The 25140-nt window shown below is 50.0% G+C and carries 14 protein-coding genes and 1 pseudogene; 4 read left to right on the top strand and 11 right to left on the bottom strand.

All coding sequences use genetic code 11. The features are described from left to right. Positions 1-7 precede the first annotated feature (7 nt). The 9 genes from VP504_RS08515 to gltB (VP504_RS08475) all read right to left on the bottom strand — a co-directional run bounded on the left by VP504_RS08515 (position 8) and on the right by gltB (VP504_RS08475) (position 16419). Positions 8-424, bottom strand: a complete 417-nt coding sequence (locus VP504_RS08515; RefSeq protein ID WP_325893870.1) for a VOC family protein — start codon at positions 422-424, stop codon at positions 8-10. A 220-nt stretch (positions 425-644) separates the two neighbouring features. Next, positions 645-1256, bottom strand: a complete 612-nt coding sequence (locus tag VP504_RS08510; protein ID WP_039850273.1) for a TRIC cation channel family protein — start codon at positions 1254-1256, stop codon at positions 645-647. Positions 1257-1471: 215 nt separating this feature from the next. Next, the gene (gene btuF, locus VP504_RS08505) at positions 1472-2293 is read right to left on the bottom strand and encodes a vitamin B12 ABC transporter substrate-binding protein BtuF (protein ID WP_325893869.1); all 822 of its coding nucleotides are present in this window, start codon (positions 2291-2293) and stop codon (positions 1472-1474) included. Beyond that, the gene (locus VP504_RS08500; RefSeq protein WP_325893868.1) at positions 2293-3258 is read right to left on the bottom strand and encodes a cobalamin biosynthesis family protein; all 966 of its coding nucleotides are present in this window, start codon (positions 3256-3258) and stop codon (positions 2293-2295) included. The genes btuF and VP504_RS08500 overlap by 1 nt, the downstream gene beginning before the upstream one ends. Further along, a complete protein-coding gene (mtnN, locus tag VP504_RS08495; protein ID WP_325893867.1) occupies positions 3258-3959 on the bottom strand; it encodes a 5'-methylthioadenosine/S-adenosylhomocysteine nucleosidase in 702 nt (233 codons plus the stop codon). The genes VP504_RS08500 and mtnN overlap by 1 nt, the downstream gene beginning before the upstream one ends. Positions 3960-4067: 108 nt before the next feature. Further along, the gene (locus VP504_RS08490) at positions 4068-5483 is read right to left on the bottom strand and encodes an FAD-dependent oxidoreductase (RefSeq protein ID WP_325893865.1); all 1416 of its coding nucleotides are present in this window, start codon (positions 5481-5483) and stop codon (positions 4068-4070) included. 11 nt (positions 5484-5494) lie between these two features. Continuing rightward, entirely contained in the window at positions 5495-9961 is a 4467-nt protein-coding gene (gltB, locus tag VP504_RS08485) for a glutamate synthase large subunit (RefSeq protein WP_325893864.1), read from the bottom strand. Between the two features lie 448 nt (positions 9962-10409). Then, positions 10410-11879 (bottom strand): glutamate synthase subunit beta, encoded by a 1470-nt coding sequence (locus VP504_RS08480; protein ID WP_325893863.1) that lies wholly within the window; start codon positions 11877-11879, stop codon positions 10410-10412. Next, positions 11872-16419 (bottom strand): glutamate synthase large subunit, encoded by a 4548-nt coding sequence (gene gltB / locus VP504_RS08475; protein WP_325893862.1) that lies wholly within the window; start codon positions 16417-16419, stop codon positions 11872-11874. The genes VP504_RS08480 and gltB (VP504_RS08475) overlap by 8 nt, the downstream gene beginning before the upstream one ends. A gap of 573 nt (positions 16420-16992) precedes the next feature. Between gltB (VP504_RS08475) and VP504_RS08470 the strand changes: the two are divergent. The 3 genes and pseudogenes from VP504_RS08470 to arcB all read left to right on the top strand — a co-directional run bounded on the left by VP504_RS08470 (position 16993) and on the right by arcB (position 22299). Then, a pseudogene (locus VP504_RS08470) lies at positions 16993-17917 on the top strand (TIGR01212 family radical SAM protein). 131 nt (positions 17918-18048) lie between these two features. Continuing rightward, positions 18049-19809, top strand: a complete 1761-nt coding sequence (locus tag VP504_RS08465; protein ID WP_325893860.1) for a diguanylate cyclase domain-containing protein — start codon at positions 18049-18051, stop codon at positions 19807-19809. 138 nt (positions 19810-19947) lie between these two features. Then, positions 19948-22299 carry an aerobic respiration two-component sensor histidine kinase ArcB gene (gene arcB, locus VP504_RS08460; RefSeq protein WP_325893859.1) on the top strand — a complete coding sequence of 784 codons (2352 nt, stop codon included), beginning with the start codon at positions 19948-19950 and terminating at the stop codon, positions 22297-22299. Positions 22300-22432: 133 nt separating this feature from the next. On the opposite strand, the gene arcA is transcribed toward arcB, so the two are convergent. Then, positions 22433-23152 (bottom strand): two-component system response regulator ArcA, encoded by a 720-nt coding sequence (gene arcA, locus VP504_RS08455; RefSeq protein WP_325893858.1) that lies wholly within the window; start codon positions 23150-23152, stop codon positions 22433-22435. 746 nt (positions 23153-23898) lie between these two features. Between arcA and VP504_RS08450 the strand changes: the two genes are divergently transcribed. Then, a complete protein-coding gene (locus VP504_RS08450; protein WP_325893857.1) occupies positions 23899-24411 on the top strand; it encodes a putative 4-hydroxy-4-methyl-2-oxoglutarate aldolase in 513 nt (170 codons plus the stop codon). 47 nt (positions 24412-24458) lie between these two features. Here VP504_RS08450 and VP504_RS08445 read toward each other — a convergent pair whose 3' ends face one another. After that, a complete protein-coding gene (locus VP504_RS08445) occupies positions 24459-24932 on the bottom strand; it encodes a hypothetical protein (RefSeq protein ID WP_325893856.1) in 474 nt (157 codons plus the stop codon). Positions 24933-25140 lie beyond the last annotated feature (208 nt).

The raw sequence follows: 25140 nt of genomic DNA, 5'->3' as shown, positions 1-25140 counted from the left end.
TTCGTTCTTAAAGCAGGTAATCGTTCCGGCTTTCGATGGAGTCGGTCAGGTATTCGATGAACTCCCATTCCATACCATCGCTATCGAAAAAATATGCACGTTTGCGGGCTGGATGGCTCTTGTCAAATGAGGCCTCTTGATAGCCCGCTTCACGCAGACGTTCCGCCGTACCTTCCGCATCTTCCACCACAAAGCCAATGTGATTGACGCCAAGTTGACGGTAAGGGACTCGTTCGACAGCCTTTTCGATGACTACTTCCTGAAGGGCGATGTAAGAGGTGTCAGTACCCAGATGGCACCAGCCGTAATCATCATTCTGGCCTGAGCCACGAATGGAGAATTCCGGCATGGCTGTCTGCAAAAACTGGATAGCGTTATCGAGATTGGTCACAGTGATATTGGCGTGTTCAACATAGCTGCTCATGGGATGCTCCTCGTTATTAAGTAAAGCTATATATTTACATAATAGATCGGATTGCCATTAAATAAAGTAAAAAATTTACTTAATGATTTGGATGGATGAGATGATCTCCAGATCGAGATCTGTGGCGCGGAAACGATGAAACAAGGTGAGAGACGGATGTTTCTGGCTCAGAAACAAAAAACGCGCCCGATAGGCGCGTTCTAAGCAATTGAAAATTTGGTTACTTTCCTGAGCCGAATACAGGTAGAGAAAGGTGCCAGCGTATCGCAGCAAGCCTGATCAGCAATGTAGTGATCATACCAGCAATGGAAGCTATCTCGACATCCACGTTGGCTGCCAACGCCACTGTATGGATAATTCCACCTGCAATACAGGCAGTTGCGTAGACTTCGGTTCTGAAAAGCATCGGGATTTCCCGAGCGAGTACGTCGCGGATGATGCCACCGCCACAACCAGTAATCACACCCATGATCACCGCCACCATGGGGGAAGCACCGTAGCTCAGCGCTTTATCAACACCGATAGCAACAAAAACGGCCAGACCGATGGCATCTGCCACGGGCAAAAAGTACCACGGCAGGCGACGCGGTTGACGGATCAGCAACATTGAAAGAATACAGGTGACAAGGATCATCCAAAGGTATTCCGGCTGGTTGACCCAAAAGACCGGTGTTGCGCCTAATGCCATATCACGAATGGTACCGCCGCCGATTGCGGTGACCATCGCAAGAACGATCATCCCAAAGGGATCCATTCTTAACTTACTGGCAAGTAATACGCCTGATATGGCGAAGACTGCCGTACCAAACATGTCCAAAATATACAGAAGCATAAAGCGTTATTTCATCCCTTAACCAAACATCCAATTCGACCTCTATCGCTGGTGTTTCTCTGCGTCTTGTTTTTATTGTGACACGGAGATCCAGTAACACGAATTGGTTATACACAAACAACCTGAGGCTGTTTGGGTATAAGCGCGCGCGATCTTACGTGAAACTTGGTGGCGGGCAATCCAACAGACAGAGCTTCTGCAAGCCACTATTTGAATTAGTGATCGAGATCGCCTCTTACCTTATCCATCGCGAGGCATATCTGTCTTACTGCTTTTAGTGCTCTTGGTGTTGGACGATTTAGCCAGTCTCCGGTTATTGCAAAGATAGCGCTGTTTTTCACTGCGGGGATAAAGTCCTGCCATTTTTGCCAGCCAGCCATAGGTTTCTCACGATCCGCTGGGTAAAAAATTGCTAGTGGTTTTCTCACTACAATCTGCTCCATGCTGACCTGAGGATAAGGCGCGGCGCTTTCCGCGAAGATGTTTTTGCCGCCACAGAGAGAAAACAAAGGTTGTGGCCAATGATCGCCGTTGTTCGTGAGCAACGGTGACTCACTGAGTTGGTAAAAATAGGATACCTTGGACTTTCTTGCTTGCGCTGCTTCAATGCTTGCCAACTCGTTACGCACGGCATCAGCGCGAGCTTTGGCTAACGCCGGGTTTTCTGACCACTCTCCCAGCTTTTCAATGTTATCGGCAGCGTCGTAAAGAGAGTGCGGATTTGAGTAGAACACCTCAATGCCAAGCCTTTCGAGCTTGGCGAGCTCTTTATCTGGATTTCCGCCTTTCCACGCCAGCACCAAATCCGGTTTCAGAGTGACTACACGTTCAATATTGATCCCGCGGTAGTTGGCTACCTGCTCAAGTTCCAATGCTGCTGGTGGGTAATCGCTGTGAGCACTGACTGCAATCAGGTTATCTCCCAGCCCTGCTTCAAATGCGAGCTCTGTGGTATGTGGAGAAAGGCTGATAACGCGAAGTGGTTCGGCAAAGGTGAAGGATGGAAGAAAAAGTAAAACCATTAAAAAACGGAACATCACAATAATCCGTGGGTAAACCACATCAGGAAACTTTGGATGAGGATCCAGAGCAAGGCCTTTTGCCTCAGTTGTTGATTCAGCAGTGCCAGGTGCATAGGAGAAGCGGCAACGCTTCCGCCAATACTGGGACGTGTGCATTTCTCGCTGTCATAGATAGCGGGACCACCCAGGGAAAGCTGCAGCTTGGCACCGGATGCGGCAAGAAGCCAGCCCGCCCCGTTCACTGACCAGCTTTGTCCATGTTCACGGATTGCCGTGAGTGCAGGCTCAAACCGGTGCCCAGCGGCAATGAGAAGCGCAAATAAGCGGGATGGTATCCAATCGAGCAAAGCAAGAAAGCCTGAGGCAGCCAATCCAAACTGGGAGAACTCCTGTCGGCGGGGAGGCCAGACACGGGCAAGTTGCGCTGCCAGCGTGTAAAGAAACGCCCCAATGCCACCAAAAACGGCATACCAGAACAGCACGCAGACAAGGCCTCGCGCATACCCAACCAGTAGGGTTTCACAACTGGCTTTGGCAATACCAACCGGAGAGAGTGAATGGGTTTGGCGGTTCAGTGTTTGTGACAGCAAGGTTCTGGCTGCAGGCTTGTCGTCACGAATGAGCGCTTGCTCGACCTGCATCGCGAGCTCAGTCAGGGGCTTCCAGCTTAATGCCAGCCAAAGCAGCAGAAGGTCGAACAACCAGCCAATCCAGACAATTTGCCTTAAGGCGACTAAAAGCACGGCTAGGGTCAGCCACATCACTGCGAGCGCTAAACCGCCGGAAAGGCGTTGTTGCTCCGGGGAGTCTTCATCGTGATTGACCTTGTCGGAAATGGCTTCGGCAACACGACGCCATATGGTGACAGGGCTGATATAGGCAGGCACTGGGAAAAACCAGTGCAAAATAAGGGCTCCCCACATCGCAAGTAATGTGGTGTGGTTTAACAGTGCTTCAAACGGTGTGGAGAGCTCGGTCATTATGCTTTCAGCAACTCGACCATTTTCTCAACCATGGCGCTTGAGCTTTTCGCTGCCAGCGGCAGGAATTCATCAAATGTCATTGGCGACTCTTTATCAGCAACGTCAGAGATAGCGCGAACTACCACAAACGGGACTTTGAATTGGTGACACGCCTGTGCAATTGCCGCGGCTTCCATTTCCACTGCAATCACAGCTGGGAAGTATTCACGGATGTAATTTTGACGCTCAGCGGTGCACACAAACGCATCACCGGTACAAATCAGACCGCGAACTGCGTGCGGTGCTGGTTCCATCGCTGCCAGTGCCTGCTCTGCCACATCCATCAGTTTTACATCAGAGGTGAAACTCGCTGGCTGGCCTGCCATTTGACCCATGGTGTAACCAAACGCGGTCACGTCAGCATCGTGGTAAGCGACATCGGTAGAAATCACAACGTCACCCAGATTCAGGCTGGTATCGAAGCCGCCTGCAGAACCTGTGTTGATCACCGCTGTTGGTTTGAAACGCTCCAACAGGATAGATGTACCCACTGCCGCCGCCACTTTACCAATGCCTGATTGCAGCAGCACCACGTCTACGCCATTCAAGTCACCCGTATAAAATTTGCTGCCACCAATCTCTTGCAGTTGGCAGTTGTTGATCTTGCTTTTTAGCAGGGTTACTTCCTGCTCCATGGCACCGATAATACCGATTTTCATCTTGTTGCTCTTTGATAATCAGGGAATAACGAGAGTGTATCACGGGCGAAAATTGGGGCGAAAAAAAAGTGCCTTTGCAGGCACTTTTCTGTCGGTTTTGAAGTCGGCTTATACCTCGAGATAATCGAGAATGCCTTCTGCCGCTTTACGGCCTTCATCGATAGCGGTGACCACGAGATCAGAGCCGCGGACGGCATCGCCACCGGCGAAGATTTTCTCGTTAGACGTTTGATAAGCGTAATCAGATTGCTCTGGTGCTTTGATGCGTCCCCATTGGTCGAGGTCGACACCAAATGGTTCCAGCCATGCCATTTTGTGCGGTTGGAAACCAAAGGCCATGATAACGGCATCCGCGTCCAGCACGTGCTCGCTACCTTCAACAGGTTGAGGACGGCGACGGCCCGCGTCATCCGGCTCGCCCAGCTCGGTTTTCACCACCTTTACGCCGCTCACATTGCCACTGGCGTCGAGCTCAATACCCATAGGTTGCAGGTTGAACATAAAGTTCACCCCTTCTTCGCGCGCGTTTTTCACTTCGCGGCGGCTGCCCGGCATATTGGCTTCATCACGACGGTAAGCACAGATTACGTTTTTGGCATTCTGGCGAATCGAAGTTCGTACACAGTCCATCGCGGTATCACCACCACCAAGAACAACGACTTTCTTGCCCGCCATATCAATGTATTCCGGCGGGTTTTCCGTTAAATCCATCACGCGGTAAGTATTGGCAATCAAAAACGGCAGGGCATCAAATACACCCGGCGCATCTTCATTTTCCAAACCTGCACGCATGGATTTGTAAGTGCCAACGCCAAGGAACACGGCATCGTACTCATCAACCAGAGACTGCAGCTCGACATCTTTACCCACTTCAGTGTTGAGTCGGAACTCGACACCCATTTCGGTAAAGACGCGCTGGCGGTTACGCATCACGTCTTTTTCGAGTTTGAATGACGGAATACCGAAGGTCAGCAGGCCACCGATTTCCGGATAGCGGTCAAATACAACTGGCTTCACGCCGTTACGGACCAAGACATCTGCACAGGCAAGGCCAGCAGGGCCTGCACCAATGATGGCGACTTTCTTGTCAGTCAAAGTAACGCCTGACATGTCTGGCTTCCAGCCCATCTCGAACGCTTTATCCGTAATGTATTTTTCAACATTACCGATGGTGACTGCGCCAAAGTCATCGTTGAGGGTACAGGAGCCTTCACACAGTCTGTCCTGTGGACACACACGGCCACAGACTTCCGGCAGACTGTTGGTCTGGTGCGATAGCTCCACCGCTTCAATAATGCGTCCTTCCTGGGCAAGCTTTAGCCACTGCGGAATGTAGTTGTGCACCGGGCACTTCCACTCACAGTAAGGGTTGCCGCAGTCCAGACAGCGGTCGGCTTGCGCCGACGCCTGCTTGTGGGTGAAAGGTTCGTAGATTTCAACGAACTGAGTTTTACGTGTTTTGATTGCCTTCTTTCGAGGGTCGATACGTTGCACGTCAATAAACTGGTATACGTTCTGGCTCATAGGGTCCTCCGTTACTGCGCCTGAACACGCAGCTCAGCTGCGCTTCGGCTTTGGTGACCCAGCAGGGAACGCACGTCCGCTGATTTCGGTTTCACCAGATAGAATTTACTGATCCATTGCTCAAAGTCCGCGATAATTTCCTGAGCGCGGCTGGAGCCGGTCAGTTCGAGGTGTTGATCAATCAGACCACGGAGGTGTTCCTGATGGATAGCCAGCTTATCAAGTGACAAGGCTTCTACCAGTTCTGGGTTGACGCGGCCTGCGAAGTCTCCCGCTTCATCAAGCACATAAGCAAAGCCGCCTGTCATACCTGCGCCAAAGTTCACACCGGTATGGCCAAGAATCGCCACAATACCGCCTGTCATGTATTCACAGGCGTTATCGCCTGCGCCTTCGACGACGGCTTGCGCGCCAGAGTTACGCACCGCAAAACGCTCACCCGCTTTACCTGCTGCAAAGAGCTTGCCGCCCGTTGCACCGTAAAGACAGGTGTTGCCGACGATGGTAGATGCGTGGCAATCGAAGGCTGAACCAACTGGCGGCTTGATCACGATATTACCGCCAGCCATACCTTTTCCGACATAGTCGTTGGCATCGCCGGTCAGGGTGAGGTTAACGCCACCGGCGTTCCAGACACCGAAGGATTGACCAGCTGTACCCTGAAGGTTGATTTCAAGTGGTGATGCCGCCATGCCCTGGTTGCCATAACGTTTAGCAATGGCACCGGAGAGTGATGCGCCCACCGAGCGGTCGGTGTTTCGGATATCGAGATACGCGCTGGTTGAGCGGCGCTCTTCAATCGCCTTTTCAAAGGTTTCCAGCAGCTTCTGGTTAAGCTCCGCCTTATCAAACGGTGCGTTTGGCTCACTCCAGAATACAGATTTACCGGGCTTAGGCTGCGGCCTTTCCAGAATGTCTGAAAGATCCAGCTTGAGCTGTTTGGCGGTGAAACCATCGACTGCTTCGAGCAAATCGGTGCGGCCAATCAGGTCAGTGAGCTTCTCAACGCCAAGCTCTGCCATCAATTCACGCACTTCTTCGCCGAGGCCTTTGAAGAAGTTCATCACCTGCTCTGGCAAGCCTTTGAAATATTCGCGGCGAAGAGTATCGTCCTGCGTTGCTACACCGGTCGCACAGTTGTTGAGGTGACAGATACGGAGGTACTTACAACCCAGCGCAACCATTGGTGCGGTACCAAAGCCGAAGCTTTCTGCACCCAAAATGGTCGCTTTGATGATGTCCAGACCAGTTTTCAGACCGCCATCAACCTGAAGGCGAATCTTGTGGCGAAGGCCATTGGTGACCAATGCCTGCTGGGTTTCGGCAAGGCCAAGCTCCCAAGGGCTACCCGCGTATTTCACGGAAGTCAGTGGGCTTGCGCCGGTACCACCGTCGTAACCAGAGATGGTAATAAGGTCCGCATAAGCTTTCGCAACACCGACTGCGATGGTGCCCACGCCAGGTTCAGAAACCAGCTTGACGGAAACCAGTGCGTCAGGGTTCACCTGCTTCAAATCGAAAATTAGCTGCGCCAAGTCTTCAATCGAGTAGATGTCATGGTGCGGCGGCGGTGAAATCAGAGTCACACCTTGCACCGAGTGGCGAAGACGCGCGATTTCAGCCGTGACTTTATGGCCAGGTAGCTGTCCACCTTCACCCGGCTTCGCGCCTTGTGCTACTTTAATCTGCAGCACATCAGCGTTGGTCAGGTAGTGTGGTGTCACACCGAAACGACCCGAAGCGATTTGTTTGATGCGTGAGTTGCGCTCTGAGTTAAAGCGACGTGGATCTTCACCTCCTTCACCGGAGTTGGAGTTACCACCCAGACGGTTCATCGCAATCGCCAAGGCCTCGTGTGCTTCAGGGCTTAATGCACCAATTGACATGGCGGCCGAGTCAAAACGTTTGAAGAGCTCGGTTGCCGCTTCCACTTTCTCGAGAGAAATAGGCTTGTCGGCAGGTTTGAGGTTCATCAAATCGCGCAGTGACGAGACTGGACGGCTGTTAACGGTTTCTGCGTAGGTTTTGTAATCCATCGTTTCGCCGGAGCGAACCGCAGATTGAAGCGTGTTAACCACATCCGGGTTATAAGCGTGGTATTCGCCGCCATGGACGTATTTCAGCAAACCGCCGTGCTCGACGGGCTTACGTTTCAGCCATGCTCTGCGTGCAAGGTTGTGTAAGTCCTGCTGGAAGTCAGAAAAATCTGCGCCTTGGATGCGGCTGGCGACGCCTTTAAAGCAAAGCTCAACCACATTATTGTTCAGGCCAACAGCTTCAAACAGCTGTGCACAGCGGTAAGAGGCCATGGTCGAAATACCCATCTTCGACATGATCTTGAACAGGCCTTTATTGATGCCGTTTCTGAAGTTCAGCATCGCATCACCCATCGATTTCTCGATGACACCTTTCTCGACCATCTTGCCAATGGATTCGTAAGCGAGGTAGGGATATACCGCTGTCGCGCCGAAACCGAGCAATACCGCGAACTGGTGTGGGTCGCGTGCAGAGGCTGTTTCAATCACGATGTTGGCATCACAACGAAGCTGCGCGTCCACCAGACGTTTTTGGGCTGCACCCACTGCCATTGCGGCAGGAATAGGTAATTTGCCTTTCGAAATACCGCGGTCGGACAGCACCACCAGTACAGTACCGTCGCGTACTACGCGCTCTACCTGATCGCACAGTTCCACAATCGCTTGCTTGAGATCTTTCTCATTCGGATCGAAGTTGATGTCGATGATGCTGTTACGGTAATGCTCGTCATCCAACTCCAGCAACTGAACCATATCGGAATACAGAAGTACCGGGCTTTTGAACGCAACACGTTGGGCGTGGCCATCAGTTTCTGAGAACACGTTCATTTCCCGGCCGATACAGGTCGCCAGCGACATCACGTGATTTTCGCGCAGTGGATCGATTGGTGGGTTGGTGACCTGAGCGAACTTCTGACGGAAGTAGTCAGCGACATGGCGTTCTTTCGAAGAAAGCACTGCCATTGGGGTATCGTCACCCATGGAGCCAGTGGCTTCCTGACCGATGTCACCGAGTACGCGAAGTACCTGGTCCTGTTCCTCACTCGAAACACCAAAAAGTTTCTGGAAGACATGCAGTTCGTCGTCGTCCATGCCACCTTGGCCGGAAGAGTCCTCTGCTTGCAGTTCTTCAAACGGTGTCAGGCGCTTAACATTCTTATCCAGCCATTCTTTGTAAGGGTGGCGGCTTTTCAGATCATTATCGATATCGGCAGAATGCCAGATCTCACCTTCGAAGGTGTCAATAACCAGCAGTTCACCCGGACCAACACGACCTTTCTCTGCTACTTCATCGGGGGCGTAATCCCAAATACCGACTTCGGATGCCAGCGTGATGAGCTTGTCTTTGGTCACCACATAGCGGGCAGGGCGCAGACCATTACGATCGAGGTTACAAGCAGCATAACGTCCGTCGGACATTACAATACCTGCAGGACCATCCCACGGCTCCATGTGCATGGAGTTAAAGTCGTAGAATGCGCGCAGATCCGGGTCCATGTCTGGGTGGTTCTGCCATGCAGGTGGCACCAGCATCCGCATCGCGCGGAAGAGATCCATACCGCCGGCGAGGAAAACTTCCAACATGTTGTCGAGGCTGGAGCTGTCAGAACCGGTTTCATTCACAAATGGAGCGGCCTGTTTCAGATCAGGCAGCAATGGTGAATTGAACTTGTATGCACGGGCACGCGCCCATTGGCGGTTACCTTCAATGGTGTTGATTTCGCCGTTGTGGGCGAGATAACGGAAAGGCTGTGCTAGTGGCCACTTAGGGGTGGTGTTGGTTGAAAAACGCTGGTGGAACAGGCAGATAGATGCCTCAAGACGTAAATCTGCCAAATCTAAATAGAACCTTGGCAGGTCTGCTGGCATACACAAACCTTTGTAAACAATGGTGCGCGTTGACAGGCTGGTGATGTAGAAATCCGGGTCGTCCGCGAGCGCTTTCTCAGCGCGACGACGGGCGATGTAGAGACGACGCTCCAAATCGCGGGCACGCCAACCTGCTGGACCATTGATGAACACTTGCTCAATGTTCGGTACAGAGCTGGCGGCGATTTCACCCAGCACGTCTTCGTTGGTTGGCACTTCACGCCAGCCCACGATAGAAAGGGTTTCGGCTGCAATTTCCTGTTCAAAGATCTCTTTAGCGCGCTTCGCTTTAGCAGGATCTTTGCTCAGAAAAATCATACCTACACCGTAGAGCTTACTGAGGGTCCAGTTGTTCTCTTCAGCGATGATTCGGAAAAAGTTATCGGGCTTTTGAAGTAATAAGCCGCAACCGTCACCGGTTTTCCCATCAGCGTTAATTGCGCCTCGGTGGGTCATCCGGTCCAGTGCGGAAATTGCGGTTCGGACAAGTTTATGGCTGGCTTCACCCTCGGTATGAGCGATCAGGCCAAAGCCGCAGTTGTCTTTCTCCAGCATTGGGTCATACAGCGACATTGCAATTCTCCCTTGCGACTGCGTTACGCAGCGACTGCAGTTTTTCATGCCGTCCTGGCATCTGATTTTCAGTGGCCTCCCTTCCTGGGAGTGTGTTTTACCGAAAAATCAGTTTCGATTTTACGTATACCTATATGGCCTGAACTTTGTTGCGTCAGGTCACATGAGTATGCGAGCCAATCAACTTATCCGTTAATGATGAAGAGGTCAAATTTCGTCACATTACATTAACTTTGGCGACTAATAGCTATATATGTCGAAAGCACTGCCTACATGCAGCATTTTATGGCGGTTTTTTTAAGCCTGTCGCAGAGATTAACTTGGTCTATCTGGGGGCTTATTTATGAAAAGCTTTCAATTTTTGGTCGGTGAAGCTTTTATGTGGGCTCAAAACGAAAAAAGCCAGCCGCAGAGGGCTGGCAAAACTGGAAGATAACACTCGTTATTTTTATGCGGAGAGCATCAGTGAGTCCGCTTTGGCCTCGAGGTTGGTGCCGCCCATCAGATATGCATCGATAGAGCGGGCACATTCACGGCCTTCATTGATACAACGTACAACCAGTGACTGGCCTGTACGCATATCGCCTGCAGCGAATACACCTTTCTGGTTGGTCTGGAAGTCCTGTGTTGCAACATTGCCGCGGTCATCCAGTGCCACATCAAGTTGTGCCAGCACACCGTGTGGTTCTGGGTGCAAGAAGCCCATCGCCAGGAATGCCAGATCACAAGGGATTTCACGCTCAGAGCCTGTAACTTCTTCGAAGGTTGGACGCTCACCAGGCGCTGCGTCTTTCCATACGATGTCAGCCATGCGCAGTGCTTTCACGTTGCCGTTTTCGTCGCTGATAAACTCTTTGGTCAGAATGTTCCAGTGACGTTCACAGCCTTCTTCGTGAGAAGTCGACGTGCGCAGGATCATCGGGTACTGAGGCCACGGCATGTTCGCAGGGCGCTTCTCTGGTGGGATCGGCATGATTTCCACCTGCGTAATGCTTGCTGCACCATGACGGTTTGATGTGCCCACACAGTCAGAGCCTGTATCACCACCGCCGATAACCACAACGTGTTTGCCTTTGGCGTGGATTTCTTCGGTTTTTAGATCCATACCGTTTGCACGGCGGTTGTTCTGACCCAGAAATTCCATCGCAAAGTGCACGCCTTTGAGATCACGGCCCGGGATTGGCAGGTTACGTGGCACAGTAGAACCACCTGTCAGCAATACTACATCGTAATCCTGACGGATTTGCTGAGCGTTAACATCAACGCCAACATGAGCGTTCACTTTAAACTCGATACCCGCTTCAGCCATCAGGCTGATTTTACGGTCAATCACGTCCATACCCAGCTTGAAGTCTGGGATACCAAAACGCAGTAGGCCACCGACCTTTTCATCACGCTCAAACACAGTCACTGAGTGACCTGCGCTGTTGAGCTGCTCAGCCGCTGCAAGACCTGCAGGACCTGAACCGATGATCGCCACTTTCTTGCCTGTGCGGGCAGTCGGGGTTTTCGGTTTGGCATAACCTTCGCGGTATGCCGTTTCCACGATGGTTTTTTCAATGTTACAGATGGTGATTGGGTCCTGGTTAATACCCAGGACACAAGAGCTTTCACATGGAGCCGGGCAAACCCGGCCAGTGAACTCTGGGAAGTTGTTCGTTGAGCTCAGGATGTTCCAGGCTTCTTCCCAACTGTCGCGGTAAACCGCGTCATTAAACTCTGGAATAATGTTCCCGATAGGACAACCGTTGTGACAGAAAGGCACACCACAGTCCATACAGCGGGAAGATTGCTCGTTAATTTTCTCGCCAAACTCGTCGTTCAGTACAAATTCCTTGTTGTCCTGAATACGAACGGCAGGGTCTTTTTTGGCCGGCAGTTCACGGCCAAATTCTAGAAATCCGGTTGGCTTACCCATTTACAGCCTCCACTTCTTCCTTGTTAGCGGCTTCTTTTTTGCGTTTTTGCAACACAGCTTTGTAGTCGCGTGGCATGACTTTGACGATAGACTTGAGGTTCTCTTCAACATTCGCAAGGAATGTTTCTGCAACCGTACTGCCTGTCAGTGCATGGTGCTTGCTGATCATTTCTTTCAGCAGTGCGATGTCTTCTTCATCCAGCGGATCCAGATCCACCAGCTCAGGGTTGAGCTTGGATTCGAAGTCATTGAACTGATCCCAAACGTAAGCCACACCACCACTCATACCCGCAGCGAAGTTACGGCCAGTTTGACCCAGAACAATGGCAATACCACCTGTCATGTATTCACAGCCGTGGTCACCGATACCTTCGACAACCACTTTCGCGCCTGAGTTACGTACACAGAAACGCTCACCGGCTACACCGCGGATGAAAGATTCGCCCGAGGTTGCACCATAGAAACAGACGTTACCGACAACGATGTTGTCTTCGGCAATGATGTCGCTCTTCGCGTCTGGGTAGAGTACCAGTGTACCGCCAGACAGACCTTTACCCCAGTAGTCGTTCGCATCGCCTTCAACGGTGAAGTTCACGCCTTTCGCGAGGAAGGCACCGAAGCTTTGACCTGCAGAACCTTTGAACTTCACGCTCATTGCTTCCGGCAGTCCCTGATCTTTGTACACTTTCGAAATTTCATTCGACAACATGGTACCGGCACTGCGGTCGGTGTTCACAATCGCGAACTCGGCATCGACTTTACGACCTTCTTTCAGCGCACTGGACGCGGCTTCAATCAGGCGGCGGTCAAGCACGGTTTCCAGACCATGGTTCTGCTCGCGCTGGCAGTACATTGCATCGCCTTCACGCGGCTCTTCTTTGTAAAGAACAACGTTGAGATCCAGGTTCTGGTATTTCCAGTGGCCGACATCAGAGCGGACTTTCAGGTGCTGTGACTGACCCACCATCTCGTTGATAGAGCGGTAACCCAGCTCAGCCATGATTTCACGCAGACCTTCAGCCATATAGGTGAAGAAGGTGACGATGTCTTCTACGCGGCCATCGAAGCGCTCACGCAGCGTCTTGTTCTGGGTAGCGATACCAACAGGACAGGTGTTGAGGTGACACTTACGCATCATGATACAGCCTTCAACAACCAGTGCTGCTGTTGCCACACCCCACTCTTCAGCACCCAACAGAGTCGCTACTGCAAGGTCTCGAGGGGTTTTCATCTGACCGTCAGACTGAACCACGATGCGGTTACGCAGGCCGTTTTTCAGCAGTGTCTGGTGCGTTTCAGCCAGACCCAGTTCCCATGGCAGACCTGCGTGCTTGATTGAAGACAGTGGTGATGCACCGGTACCGCCGTCGAAGCCAGCAATCAGAACCACGTCTGCTTTTGCTTTCGCTACGCCTGAAGCGATGGTGCCGACACCCGCTTCAGAAACCAGCTTCACGTTCACACGTGCTTTACGGTTTGCATTCTTCAGGTCGTAAATCAGCTGTGCCAAGTCCTCGATGGAGTAGATATCGTGGTGTGGCGGTGGCGAAATCAGACCAACCCCTGGGGTGGAGTGACGGGTGCGACCAATCCAGTCATCAACTTTGTGACCTGGAAGCTGACCACCTTCACCTGGCTTCGCGCCTTGTGCCATCTTGATCTGAATTTCATCAGCATTGGCAAGGTAGTAAGAGGTCACACCGAAGCGGCCAGAAGCTACCTGCTTGATAGCAGAACGTTCCCAATCACCGTTTTCTTTCTTATCAAAACGGACAGGGTCTTCACCGCCTTCACCAGAGTTCGACTTAGCGCCGATACGGTTCATGGCAATCGCCAGCGTAGAGTGCGCCTCATGAGAGATAGAGCCAAAGCTCATTGCACCTGTCGCGAAACGCTTCAGGATGTTCTCAACTGGCTCAACCTCTTCCAGAGGGATGCTGCCAGCGGGGTTCTTCACGAAATCAAACTGGCTACGCAGAGTTGCAGCATCATCGCCTTGGCTGTCTACTGCGTGGCAGTATTCTTTAAACTGCTTTTTGTCCTTGTTGCGGGTGGAGTTTTGCAGCAAGTGAATAGTTTCAGGGTTGAACAGGTGCTTCTCACCACGTTGTTTCCACTGATATACACCACCCACGTCCAGCATTTGGACAGGGATTTCACGCGTTGGGTAGCCCAGACGGTGACGAACCAATACCTCTTTCGCGATATCGTCAATCGACAGACCCTGAATACGGGAAACTGTGCCAGTGAAGTATTTGTCGACCACTGCTTTGCTAATACCCAGTGCTTCGAAAATTTGCGCACCATGGTAAGACTGTAGGGTTGAGATACCCATCTTCGAGAAGATTTTCAAAAGGCCAGCGTTGATCGCTTTGCGGTACTGTTCAAACAGTACATCCACATCCGCTTCCGGATCCAGCTTCTTCTTACGCTGTAAATCCACCAGCGTTTCGTAGACGAGGTACGGGTTAACAGCATTCGCACCGTAGCCAACGAGTGTGGCGAAGTGATGGGTTTCACGCGCGTCACCGGTTTCAATCACGATGTCGGCTTTCGCGCGCAGACCTTTACGGATCAGGTGGTGGTGAACCGCACCGACAGCCAGCATCGCTGGGATAGCAGCGTGGTTAGAGTTCACTGCACGGTCAGTCAACAGGATGATGGAGTAGCCATCAATCACGGCGTCTTCCGCGTATTGACAGATGCGCTTCAACGCACGCTCAAGCTTGCCTGGCTCACCGCTGGCACGGAATACGATATCCAGTGTTTTTGCTTGCAGGTGATCGTTGTCAACCGCACGCAGTTTTTCCAACTCAGCATTGCTCAGTACTGGCGATTCCAGCTCAACTTTGCGGCAGTGAATAGGCGATTCGGTCAGCAGGTTCTGATCTTTACCCAGATACGTTTTCAGCGACATCACCATGCGCTCACGGATTGGGTCGATTGGCGGGTTCGTGACCTGCGCAAACAGCTGCTTGAAGTAGTTAGATAGGTGCTGTGACTGGTGTGACAGTACTGCCAGTGGCCAGTCAGCACCCATAGCGCCCAGTGCTTCTTTGCCGTCTTTTGCCATAGGAACGATGATTTCGTTCACTTCTTCAGAGGTCACACCGAATGCTTGTTGATGGTGCAACAGGCGATCTGGAGAAGGCTGGTGATGTTTGGTATCCGCTTCTGGCAGCTTATCAATATGCAGCAGGTTCTTATCAACCCACTCTTGATATGGCTGTGCAGAAGCGATTTCGTTCTTCACTTCTTCATCAGAAATGATGCGGCCTTGCTCAAGGTCCGCCACGAAGATTCGGCCAGGCTGCAGACGACCACGGAAGTGAATGTTTTCCGGCTCAATCTCTACCACACCTGACTCGGATGCCATGATGAGGTAATCGTCTTTGGTCACGGTATAGCGGCTTGGACGCAGACCGTTACGGTCAAGGGTCGCACCTACTTTCACGCCATCAGTGAAACAAACAGACGCTGGACCATCCCAAGGTTCCATGATGTTTGCATGGTACTGGTAGAAAGCACGCAGCTTTGGATCCAAATTCGCATTCTCTTGCCACGCTTCCGGCACCATCATCATCAATACGTGTGGCAGGCTTCGGCCACTTAGAACCAGCAGTTCCAGCGCCATATCGAAGTTTGCAGAATCCGATGCGCCTTCCTGACACACTGGCAGCAGCATTTTCAGCTCTTGGTCTGTGAACAGGTCTGATTCCAGCAGGGCTTCACGCGCTTTCATCCAATTCAGGTTACCGCGAACGGTATTGATTTCACCGTTGTGTGCGATGTAACGGAAAGGTTGGGCCAAACGCCAGCGAGGGAAAGTATTGGTCGAGAAGCGCGAGTGAACCAGCGCCAGCGCCGTCACCATTGACGGGTTCTGCAGGTCGAGGAAGTACTGAGGTACCTGCTCGGTGGTCAGCTGGCCTTTGTAAACCAGTGTCTTTGCAGAGAAAGAGTTGATATAGAAGTCGTCGCCAATGTTTGAGACGCTTTCCAGGCACACGCGCACGGTGTAGTTACGCAGTACAAACAGTTTACGTTCGAGCTCATCAAGAGACAGGCCGACACCGCCTGTGACAAAAGCATGCTCAAACTGAGGTTCTGTGCTCAGAGGATCTGCACCGATCATAGAGTTGTCGGTTGGCAGAACACGGTAGCCAATCACTTCAAGATCGAGGCGTTTGGCATTACGCTCGAAGATTTCACGGCACTGCTGGCGTTTGTTCTCGTCTTTCGGGAACAGCATCACACCAACACCGTATTTGTCAGCTGCCGGCAGTTGAATACCTAGCTTACGGGTTTCTTCGAGTAAGAATTCATGGGGTTTTTGTAAAAGAATACCTGCACCGTCACCACTGCATGGGTCACAGCCCTGGCCGCCACGGTGTTCCATGCGGGCCAGCATATCAAGTGCCTGAGTAACAATCGCATGAGACTTTCTGTTCTTCAGGTGGGCAACGAAGCCGATACCACAGGCGTCGTGTTCCATTTCGGGCACATAGAGTCCCTCGGTGCGTAGCACTGAATCAGTCATGTTTACGTCCTTCCAGTTGACACAAATGCAGGGGGAGCATTTGTCTTCCCTTGCTGTACCTGTTGCGGGCACAGCTGAGCGGTCGCCAAGGTTGAATCAACAAAATGTATAAATTCGCGGTAACCAAGCCCGGCTACTGTCAAAAAGCAGTAACCATCTTATTTTGCAATCCTATGCATAAATGCTGCGCTTTCTTTAATTTGCCAGATAACACTCTAAGTCGAGGCTGAGTTTGGCGAATTTTATTGCTCACAATTTGGGCGCAGCTGTAGCTATCCTACAATTTCGGGAAATTAATTACCATAAAAAGTTGCGTTTCGATGGCTATCTAAATGCCCACTTTAGACTGGGTTTTTATTTTAAGTGAATAAAAATTCGAATTGGGCATCATCTTATGAATATAAAAAAAAGTGCCGTAAGGTGTGACTTTTCCCTATGTAAAGGAAATGTAATTAACTTTCAGTTTGTTGATGAAAACTTAATCCAATATTGATTTGATCGAGGTTTTCTCTTTTTGTCGGATGTTAGGATCGCGCGCTTTTTTCCTTCATCCAATATTTCAGGCGGTCGACAATGGAACTTCATCAATTGGTGATACCTTTGGTCAGGATTTACAACGCAGGTATGGCGAAAAAGTTCACAAACTCACTCTGCATGGTGGGTTCAGCTGTCCCAACAGGGATGGCACGTTAGGGTGGGGCGGGTGTACTTTCTGTAATGTGGCCTCGTTTGCTGATGAAACGGCCCAGCAATTGTCTGTCACCAGACAGCTGTCTCAACGAGCAACAGAAGTGAACCGTGCTAAGCGATACCTGGCTTATTTTCAGGCTTATACCAGTACCTATGCAGAGGTGGAAAAGCTGAAAGCCATGTACGAAGAAGCATTGAAGAGCGCTGATATCGTCGGCTTGTGTGTAGGGACGCGCCCTGACTGTGTTCCAGATGAAGTTCTGGATCTACTCGCCCACTATAAAGATGAGGGCTTTGAAATTTGGCTGGAGCTTGGGTTACAGACGGCGAATGACAACACGTTGAAACGTATCAACCGTGGTCATGACTTTGCTTGTTATGATGTTATTACACGCAAAGCAAGGGCGTTGGGCCTCAATGTCTGTACCCACCTGATCGTTGGTTTGCCGGGTGATACCAGAGCAGACCATATCAAGACTATCGAGCAGGTGGTTGAGACAGGTACAGATGGTATTAAATTACACCCTCTTCACATCGTTGAAGGTTCTGTAATGGCGAAAGCTTGGCGGGCAGCGCGTCTAGACGCTATTTCACTTGAGGAATATGTAGAAAGTGCCTCTGAGATGATTTGCGCACCCCGGCAGATGTGGTTTATCACCGTGTCTCAGCGAATGCACGAAAGCCAATATTATTGGCACCTGAGTGGTGCAAAACCCGCTGGTTGGCAATGACAGATATCGCCCGGTCGTTGAATGTGAAAGGCGTTCAGGGAAGCTTGACGGGAAAGCCTTTTCATTTCCCACAATAATGTGACCGACATTAGATACCTTGCAAAATAAATTGAAGATACTCGTTCTATTTCATAACCATATGGCAAGATTAGGTGTGATGTTTATTCAAAAAATGCTTATTTAAGGATGACGGGCAAAAGGTGGAAGGATGATTGATTGGTTACCATTAGCTGCGTTTTTGCTATTGGTAGGTTTTTTAACTGGAATGGTTTGGGTGTCCCATCGGCGTGTAATGTCGATGAAAACATGGCAGCTATATCTGGCCAATCTTCACTCCCCCAAAGCGATAATCAACCATAAAAACGGTCGCATTTTGTATGCGAACCGCAGTTTTGTGCGCCTGTTTGATGTTGAAGTGGGCAGACATCAATATAAGATTCGGGGTGAACGGGAACAACAAACCATTGATATACTTCTCGCTTCCCGCCGTTGGCCGCACCCTTTTGTTGAAATGACCTCTGATTTCAGAACGCTCTCGGATCACTGTACTCCTCGTCATGCCCGTTTCTCAGGGCTTCCCGTTTGGTGTGGAGGACAACGCATATGGATCGTGTCTCTCGAGCCAAAATCTGACGCTGTATATAGTGAGCCTTTTGCTGATAATGATAGTCAGATTTTCCGCAGTGTTATTAACTCCCTCGCCGAACTTATCTGTTTCCAAGACAAGGATGGCCGTATTGTTGGCTCTAATCTGGCGTATGACAGGTTTTGGAAAGGTCGCGAACAGGAAGGCCTGATTTTCTCAGCCGACGAAAATGCCCGGGGTCGACGAACTCAGCAAAGCTGGACGACAAATCCCAATGGAGACAGTTGCTTGCTGGAGTCCAACCAAACCGTATTGCTGGATGACGAAAACCATGCGTTTGGAACCTTGATCATCAGCCATGACGTAACCAACTGGTATATGATGCGACAGTCGCTGGAGCAAGAAATCGAGGCCCGTCAGGAAGTTGAACAGCAACTGAAAAAGCACAGTAATTTGCTGACCTCTATTTTCAAAGCCAGTGTCGACCCGATTGGTATTTACAATAAAGATTACGAGTTCCTTGGTGGAAATGCGGCTTTCGCAGAAGCGATGGGCGCACAGCATGATGAACTTGAAGGTGAGAACGCGGAAGATTTGATGGAGCCGGAAGTATTGGCACAGCACCGCAAGATTGACGTGCCTGTGCTTGAAAGTGGCGACACGGTGAAATATGAAGATCTGGTGATGAAGCGTGATGGTTCAATGGTTTGGTATGAGCTTACCAAGACCCAGTTCCGAGACCCGACAGATGACACCATTGGTGTGCTGGTGATTGCCCGCGACGTGACTGAACGTAAGGCAACTCAGCAGCAACTTGCAGATGCCATCATGGAGCTTGAGGAACTGAGCTTTGTGGATGGTCTCACCAAGGTGGCAAACCGACGCAGCTTTGATGAGCAACTGGTAAAAATGTGGCAATCACACATCCGTGAGCAAGAGCCTCTTTCTCTGATCTTCTGTGATATTGACTACTTCAAACCATATAACGACAACTATGGTCACCAGCAGGGGGATGAAGCGCTGCGCAGCGTGGCGGATGTGTTCCAAAGAGTTATCAGACGTCCTCTGGATGCCGTGGCCCGTTATGGTGGTGAAGAGTTTGCAATTCTTCTGCCTAATACCACTGAGGAAGGTGCTGTTGTTGTCGCCCAAAATATAGCGGAAGAGTTGAAGGTGGCAGCTCTTCCCCATGAATTCTCCAAAGTGGCCGACAGGCTGACCCTGAGTCAGGGTATTGCTACATTACATCCCGTCAGTGGCCAGGACTACGGTGATTTGGTGTCTTTGGCTGACCGTGCGCTATACAGTGCCAAACATGCTGGTAGAAACCAGGTGGCCACAAGCCAATCACTGAAACAGGTTCGGCTTTCAGCTAATGCCTGATCCTTTCTACTAGAAGGGTAGTGGGTGCAGGTAAAATGCTCCCTTTTTCTTTAGCTTCTCCGTCCCCAAGGGTATTATTTTCCCATGCTGATTCAAGGCTGACTCAGCACTTCCTATTTATGTTGATCTGGACGTTCAATGAAGCAAATTAAACTCTTAGCTCAGTACTACGTGGATCTCTTAGTCAAGCTTGGCTTGGTTCGATTCAGCATGTTACTGGCGCTGGCTCTCGTTGCCCTCGCGGTAATTGTTCAAGTGGGCATCACTCTTGTGTTGAATGGTACGGTCCACGATGTCGATATTGTTCGCTCTGTTTTCTTCGGCCTACTTATCACCCCCTGGGCGGTGTACTTTCTCTCTGTCGTGGTGGATCAATTGGAAGAGTCCCGACAGCGTCTTTCAAAACTGGTTTCCAAACTTGAAGAAATGCGCGCCCGTGATATGGAGCTCAACCGCCAACTGACCGAGAACATCACCCAATTAAACCTCGAGATTGAAGAGCGTAAACGAGCAGAAGAAGCGCGTGAAGAGGCGATGCAGGACTTGGAGAATGAAGTCTATCAGCGTGAAAAAGCGCAGGTGGAACTGGCGGAGCAAACTGCGTTACTTCGTTCGTTTATTGATGCTTCACCCGACTTGATTTATTACCGTAATGAAAAAGGCCAATTCTCTGGTTGTAACCGCGCGATGGAAGATTTGACCGGTAAGAAAGAAAAAGAGCTGGTGGGTCTGACACCTTGGGATGTTTACCGTGAAGATATTGCTAGCAAAGTGGTAGAAACTGACCAGCAGGTCTTTGATAGCAATGTTTCCCTGACTTATGAGCAGTGGCTGGAATACAAGGACGGGCGCAAAGCATACTTTGAACTGCGAAAGCTCCCGTTTTACTCCCGGGATGGACGACGTCTTGGTCTGGTAGGTTTTGGTCGTGAGATCACTGAACGTAAGCGTTATCAGGATGCGCTCGAAAAGGCGAGCCGCGATAAAACTGCGTTTATCTCCACCATTAGCCATGAGCTGCGTACGCCACTGAACGGCATTGTAGGCCTAAGTCGTATGTTGCTTGAAACCCGTCTCTCAGAAGAGCAGTTGGGTTACCTGCGTACTATCTATGTCAGTGCAATTACGCTGGGTAATATCTTCAACGACATCATCGATATGGATAAGTCAGATCGAAGCCGTTTGGAGTTGATGCCGCAACCGTTGGATTTCCCAGATTTTGTTTCCGAAATTGAAAACATCAGTGCCTTGATGGCACAGCAAAACGGCCTGCGTTTCTCGCTGGATAGACTTACTGATCTGCCGCCAGCGGTCAAAGTAGACGCCACGCGCCTTCGCCAGATCCTCTGGAACTTGGTCGGTAATGCCGTGAAATTTACCAAGCAGGGGGCAGTGAATGTAACGGTCAGTTGCGACATTGAAGATGACATAGCTCACCTTCAGTTTGATGTGGAAGACAGTGGTGTCGGTATTCCACTGGAGGAGCAAGATAAGATCTTCGCCATGTATTATCAGGTGAAGCAAGGTGAAGATAACCTCCATGCTGTAGGCACAGGCATTGGTCTGGCCGTTTCCCGCAAGCTTGCCCGTTTGATGAACGGTGATATTACGGTAGATAGTGAAGTGGGCGAAGGCAGTAACTTCACTGTGACCTTGGCAGTGCAAGTTTGTGAAATGGTTTCCAACAGAGAGAAAGTGAATGCGGAGCAAAGTCCTCTGCATATTCTGTTGGTCGAAGACATTGAACTGAATATTACGGTGGCTACGAACTTGTTGGAAAGCCTTGGCCATTCGGTTGACGTGGCGCGAAGCGGTCAGGAAGCGCTGACAATGTACCCACAGTCGCAATACGACCTCTTACTACTCGATATTCAACTACCAGACATGACAGGCTTTGATATCGCTAAGACACTCAGGGGGATTGGTGAGGAATTGCCACCGCTGGTGGCGCTGACGGCTAATGTTATTAAGGACAAAACAGAGTACATCAAAAACGGCATGGATGATGCCATCAGCAAACCGATCAGTGTTTCTGCAGTCGCTGAAGTCATTGAGCGTCTGGCACTGCAATGCCCAGTAGCCACTGAAGCTGCTGAAGTGAAAAAGCGGAAGAAGCCAGGCAATGAGATGCTTGAGAAGCTTCTGGATCTGGAAATGCTGACTTCATATGTGGATATTGTGGGCTCTGAGCCTGTGTTCCAGAGTATCAAGATGTTTGAAGATCTGATGCCGGAATACATTCAAATCCTCGACAGTAATATGACGGCGAAAGATCAGGACGGTATTGCAAGTGAAGCGCATAAAATTAAAGGTGCAGCAGGTTCAATTGGCCTGAAACACATCCAGAAAGTGGCGCAGAAAGCGCAATCCCCGGAACTGCCAGCCTGGTGGGAGAACATTGCTGATTGGGTTGATGAAATCAAAGAAGGTTATGTTCAGGATCTGGAAGTGCTGAAGCAGTGGCTTGAGGAATACTCCAAAGAGGCCTAACCAGAAATATTCACTATAGAAAGCCTGATGAGTCAGGCTTAGCTAGAGATCACTAAACCCACCAATCCCTAAACTTTTAGATAACAAAAAGGCCTGCATCGCAGGCCTTTCTTATGTGCTTTTGGGGGAGGAATTAGATTTCTTCCAGCTCACCACAAAAGCGGTAGCCTTCACCGTGGATGGTCGCGATGATTTCTGGCGTATCACCGAAAGACTCGAAGTGCTTACGAATACGACGGATAGTAACGTCAACAGTACGGTCGTGTGGCTTCAGCTCACGGCCTGTCATCTTCTTCAGTAGGTCAGCTCGGGTTTGGATCTTGCCTGGATTCTCACAGAAGTGCAGCAGTGCGCGGAATTCAGATCGTGGTAGTTTGAACTGCTCGTTGTCTGGACTGATTAGAGAGCGGCTGTTGATGTCCAAGGTCCAACCGTTGAATACGTAGCTATCAACAGAACGTTTGTCTTCTGGCAGTGTGCCTTGGCTCATTGCACGAGTCAGGAGGTTGCGAGCACGGATCGTCAATTCGCGCGGGTTGAATGGCTTGGTGATGTAATCATCCGCACCGATTTCCAAGCCCAGAATCTTGTCAACTTCGTTGTCACGACCGGTCAGGAACATCAGCGCCATGTCACCTTGCTCACGCAGTTCACGAGCGAGCAGAAGACCGTTTTTACCGGGTAGGTTGATGTCCATGATAACCAGGTGAACCTGATTGTGAGAAAGCACTTGATGCATTTCTTCGCCATCGTTGGCTTCTAGAACGGTATAACCTTCTGCTTCGAAGATGCTTTTCAGCGTATTACGAGTTACGTGTTCGTCTTCAACAATCAGAATGTGAGGGGTTTGCATTGGCGTTACCTAATTTCTTTAAGGAATCTGGTACCGGGGACGACGTTAAAAAGGCGTCTCCCCAATCAACCACAGTGTCTAACGACCCTGCGAAGAAAACTAACAAACAGGAAAAGTATATCAAATTGATTTGAATGCTTTTTGAGCATACCTTCCTGATACAAACGCCATCCCTAGAGAAGCTGGTTGCAGGTGCGATTTTCTGCTCTGCATACTACTGGTCAACTCATTTTGACCAGCTAATCCTTTGGATAGCGCTGATTGTATTCATTTAACAGCGTGCTAACAATATTTTGTAATAAATCAACGCAACTTTTTTCAATCTTTATTGATATACGTCAATCTCGCCTTGTGTGGTCACAAATAGTGGAATTGCTGCCTAATAAACCGGCTGAATTTTACAAACTCGATTTAACTTTTTTGTACTATTACCACAGGTGTGAATATTGTGTAAAAACGCTTTTATCAGACCATTTTGTCGCATACTGGTCAACTATCTCCTGTCGAGAGCTCTTCGCAGGTCACGGCAGTAAAAGAGAAAAATGAGTAAGGTTGCACACATACTTTTTCCTCCCATATCTGATAGTTATATCACTGTATAGGTTCTTACTGAATTTGACCATTCCTTGTTCTTGCTTTGTCACTAACACCAAAGTTTGAGTGAGCTATGCCAGCTTTATGGAAACGGGAAGAGGCGAAGCAGGAGTATCTTGCTAGCTTGATACCAAGACTTGATAGGAGGAAGCATGGAAGATTTACTGCCTGATATCAGTGATGCACATGGCGATGAGGTGATGTGGATACCGGTTCAGTGGCGCGATTTTGGCGGGAAAAAGGTCTTCTCCGGACGGGTGGAAACCTTGCGTTGCTACGAAGATAACTCCAAGGTGCGTGATATTCTGGGGAAACCCGGTGCTGGTCGCGTGCTGGTGGTGGATGGACATGGTAATTTGAACAAAGCCTTGCTGGGTGACTTGCTCGCCGAACGCGCAGTGGAAAATGGTTGGGAAGGTATTGTTATCTATGGCGCGGTGCGAGATGCGGGAGCATTAAGTGAAATGGCCTTGGGTGTAAAAGCCTTGGGCGTGTGCCCCATCAAAACGGAAAAGCGTGGACTGGGTGATGAAGATGTTCAACTGCGCATAGAGGGAATTCCTGTATCGCCAGGAAATTACCTGTTTGCGGATCTTAATGGCGTAATGATTAGCCAACACCCGATTGAGTTTGGGGAACCATCACAAACAAAGAGTGAAGCATGAAATGAAGAAACCGCGAGTGGCGATTTTTCTAGACAGAACTTCAGATTTCAGAAGCGATAACCCACGCCGAGTTGGTAATTAGCGGAGGCTGCGGGTGTTTGGTTGAGGTTGTAATCGAACTTCGCTTCCAAATTTAGCTTGTCTGTCAATCGGAACTGGCTATTCATTCCCACCACGCCGATGGTTTCTTCGTTCACGCGTTCGGCTTGAACGGTACTACCAATGCTTAACTTCTCATTAAAGTTATATTGAATCCCACTGAGCAAACCTTTGCTGCTGGCGGTATGGTCTGTTTCTGTAGTCATTTCTGTACCCAGATACACGTTCACATTTTTCAGTACGGGATAGTGATAGCCCGAAGAAATAGTCCAGCTATCAAAGCTTTGGTTGCCAGATGTAATGGAGCTCGAAAACCAAGGTTTCTGGTTCTCATCGGAGTATTCATACAGCGGTAACGAACCCTGCGCGAATGCAAAAAAAGCCACTGATTGCAGGGTGACGGCGAGTAGGTATTTTTTCATTAAGCCACCTTCCCTGATTCGTTCTTATTAGACTAAGTTTTTAGTCTAGTTCACTTGTTTTGTTTTTGATAAAGAGAGTTTGAGATTTTCCATCTTCTCTCTCACCTGACGAATATATTCAAACGGTTATGGTGTAATTTGTTGAATTCGGCAAAATCCCGTCGCTTACATGAGGTGTTTAATATTTAAGCAAATGGCGTGCCCGAAT

The organism is Grimontia sp. NTOU-MAR1, assembly GCF_035758505.1.
GTDB classification, from domain to species: domain Bacteria; phylum Pseudomonadota; class Gammaproteobacteria; order Enterobacterales; family Vibrionaceae; genus Enterovibrio; species Enterovibrio marinus.
The sequence above is the reverse complement of the archived record's forward strand: the minus strand, read 5'-3'. Positions and strand labels throughout refer to the sequence as shown.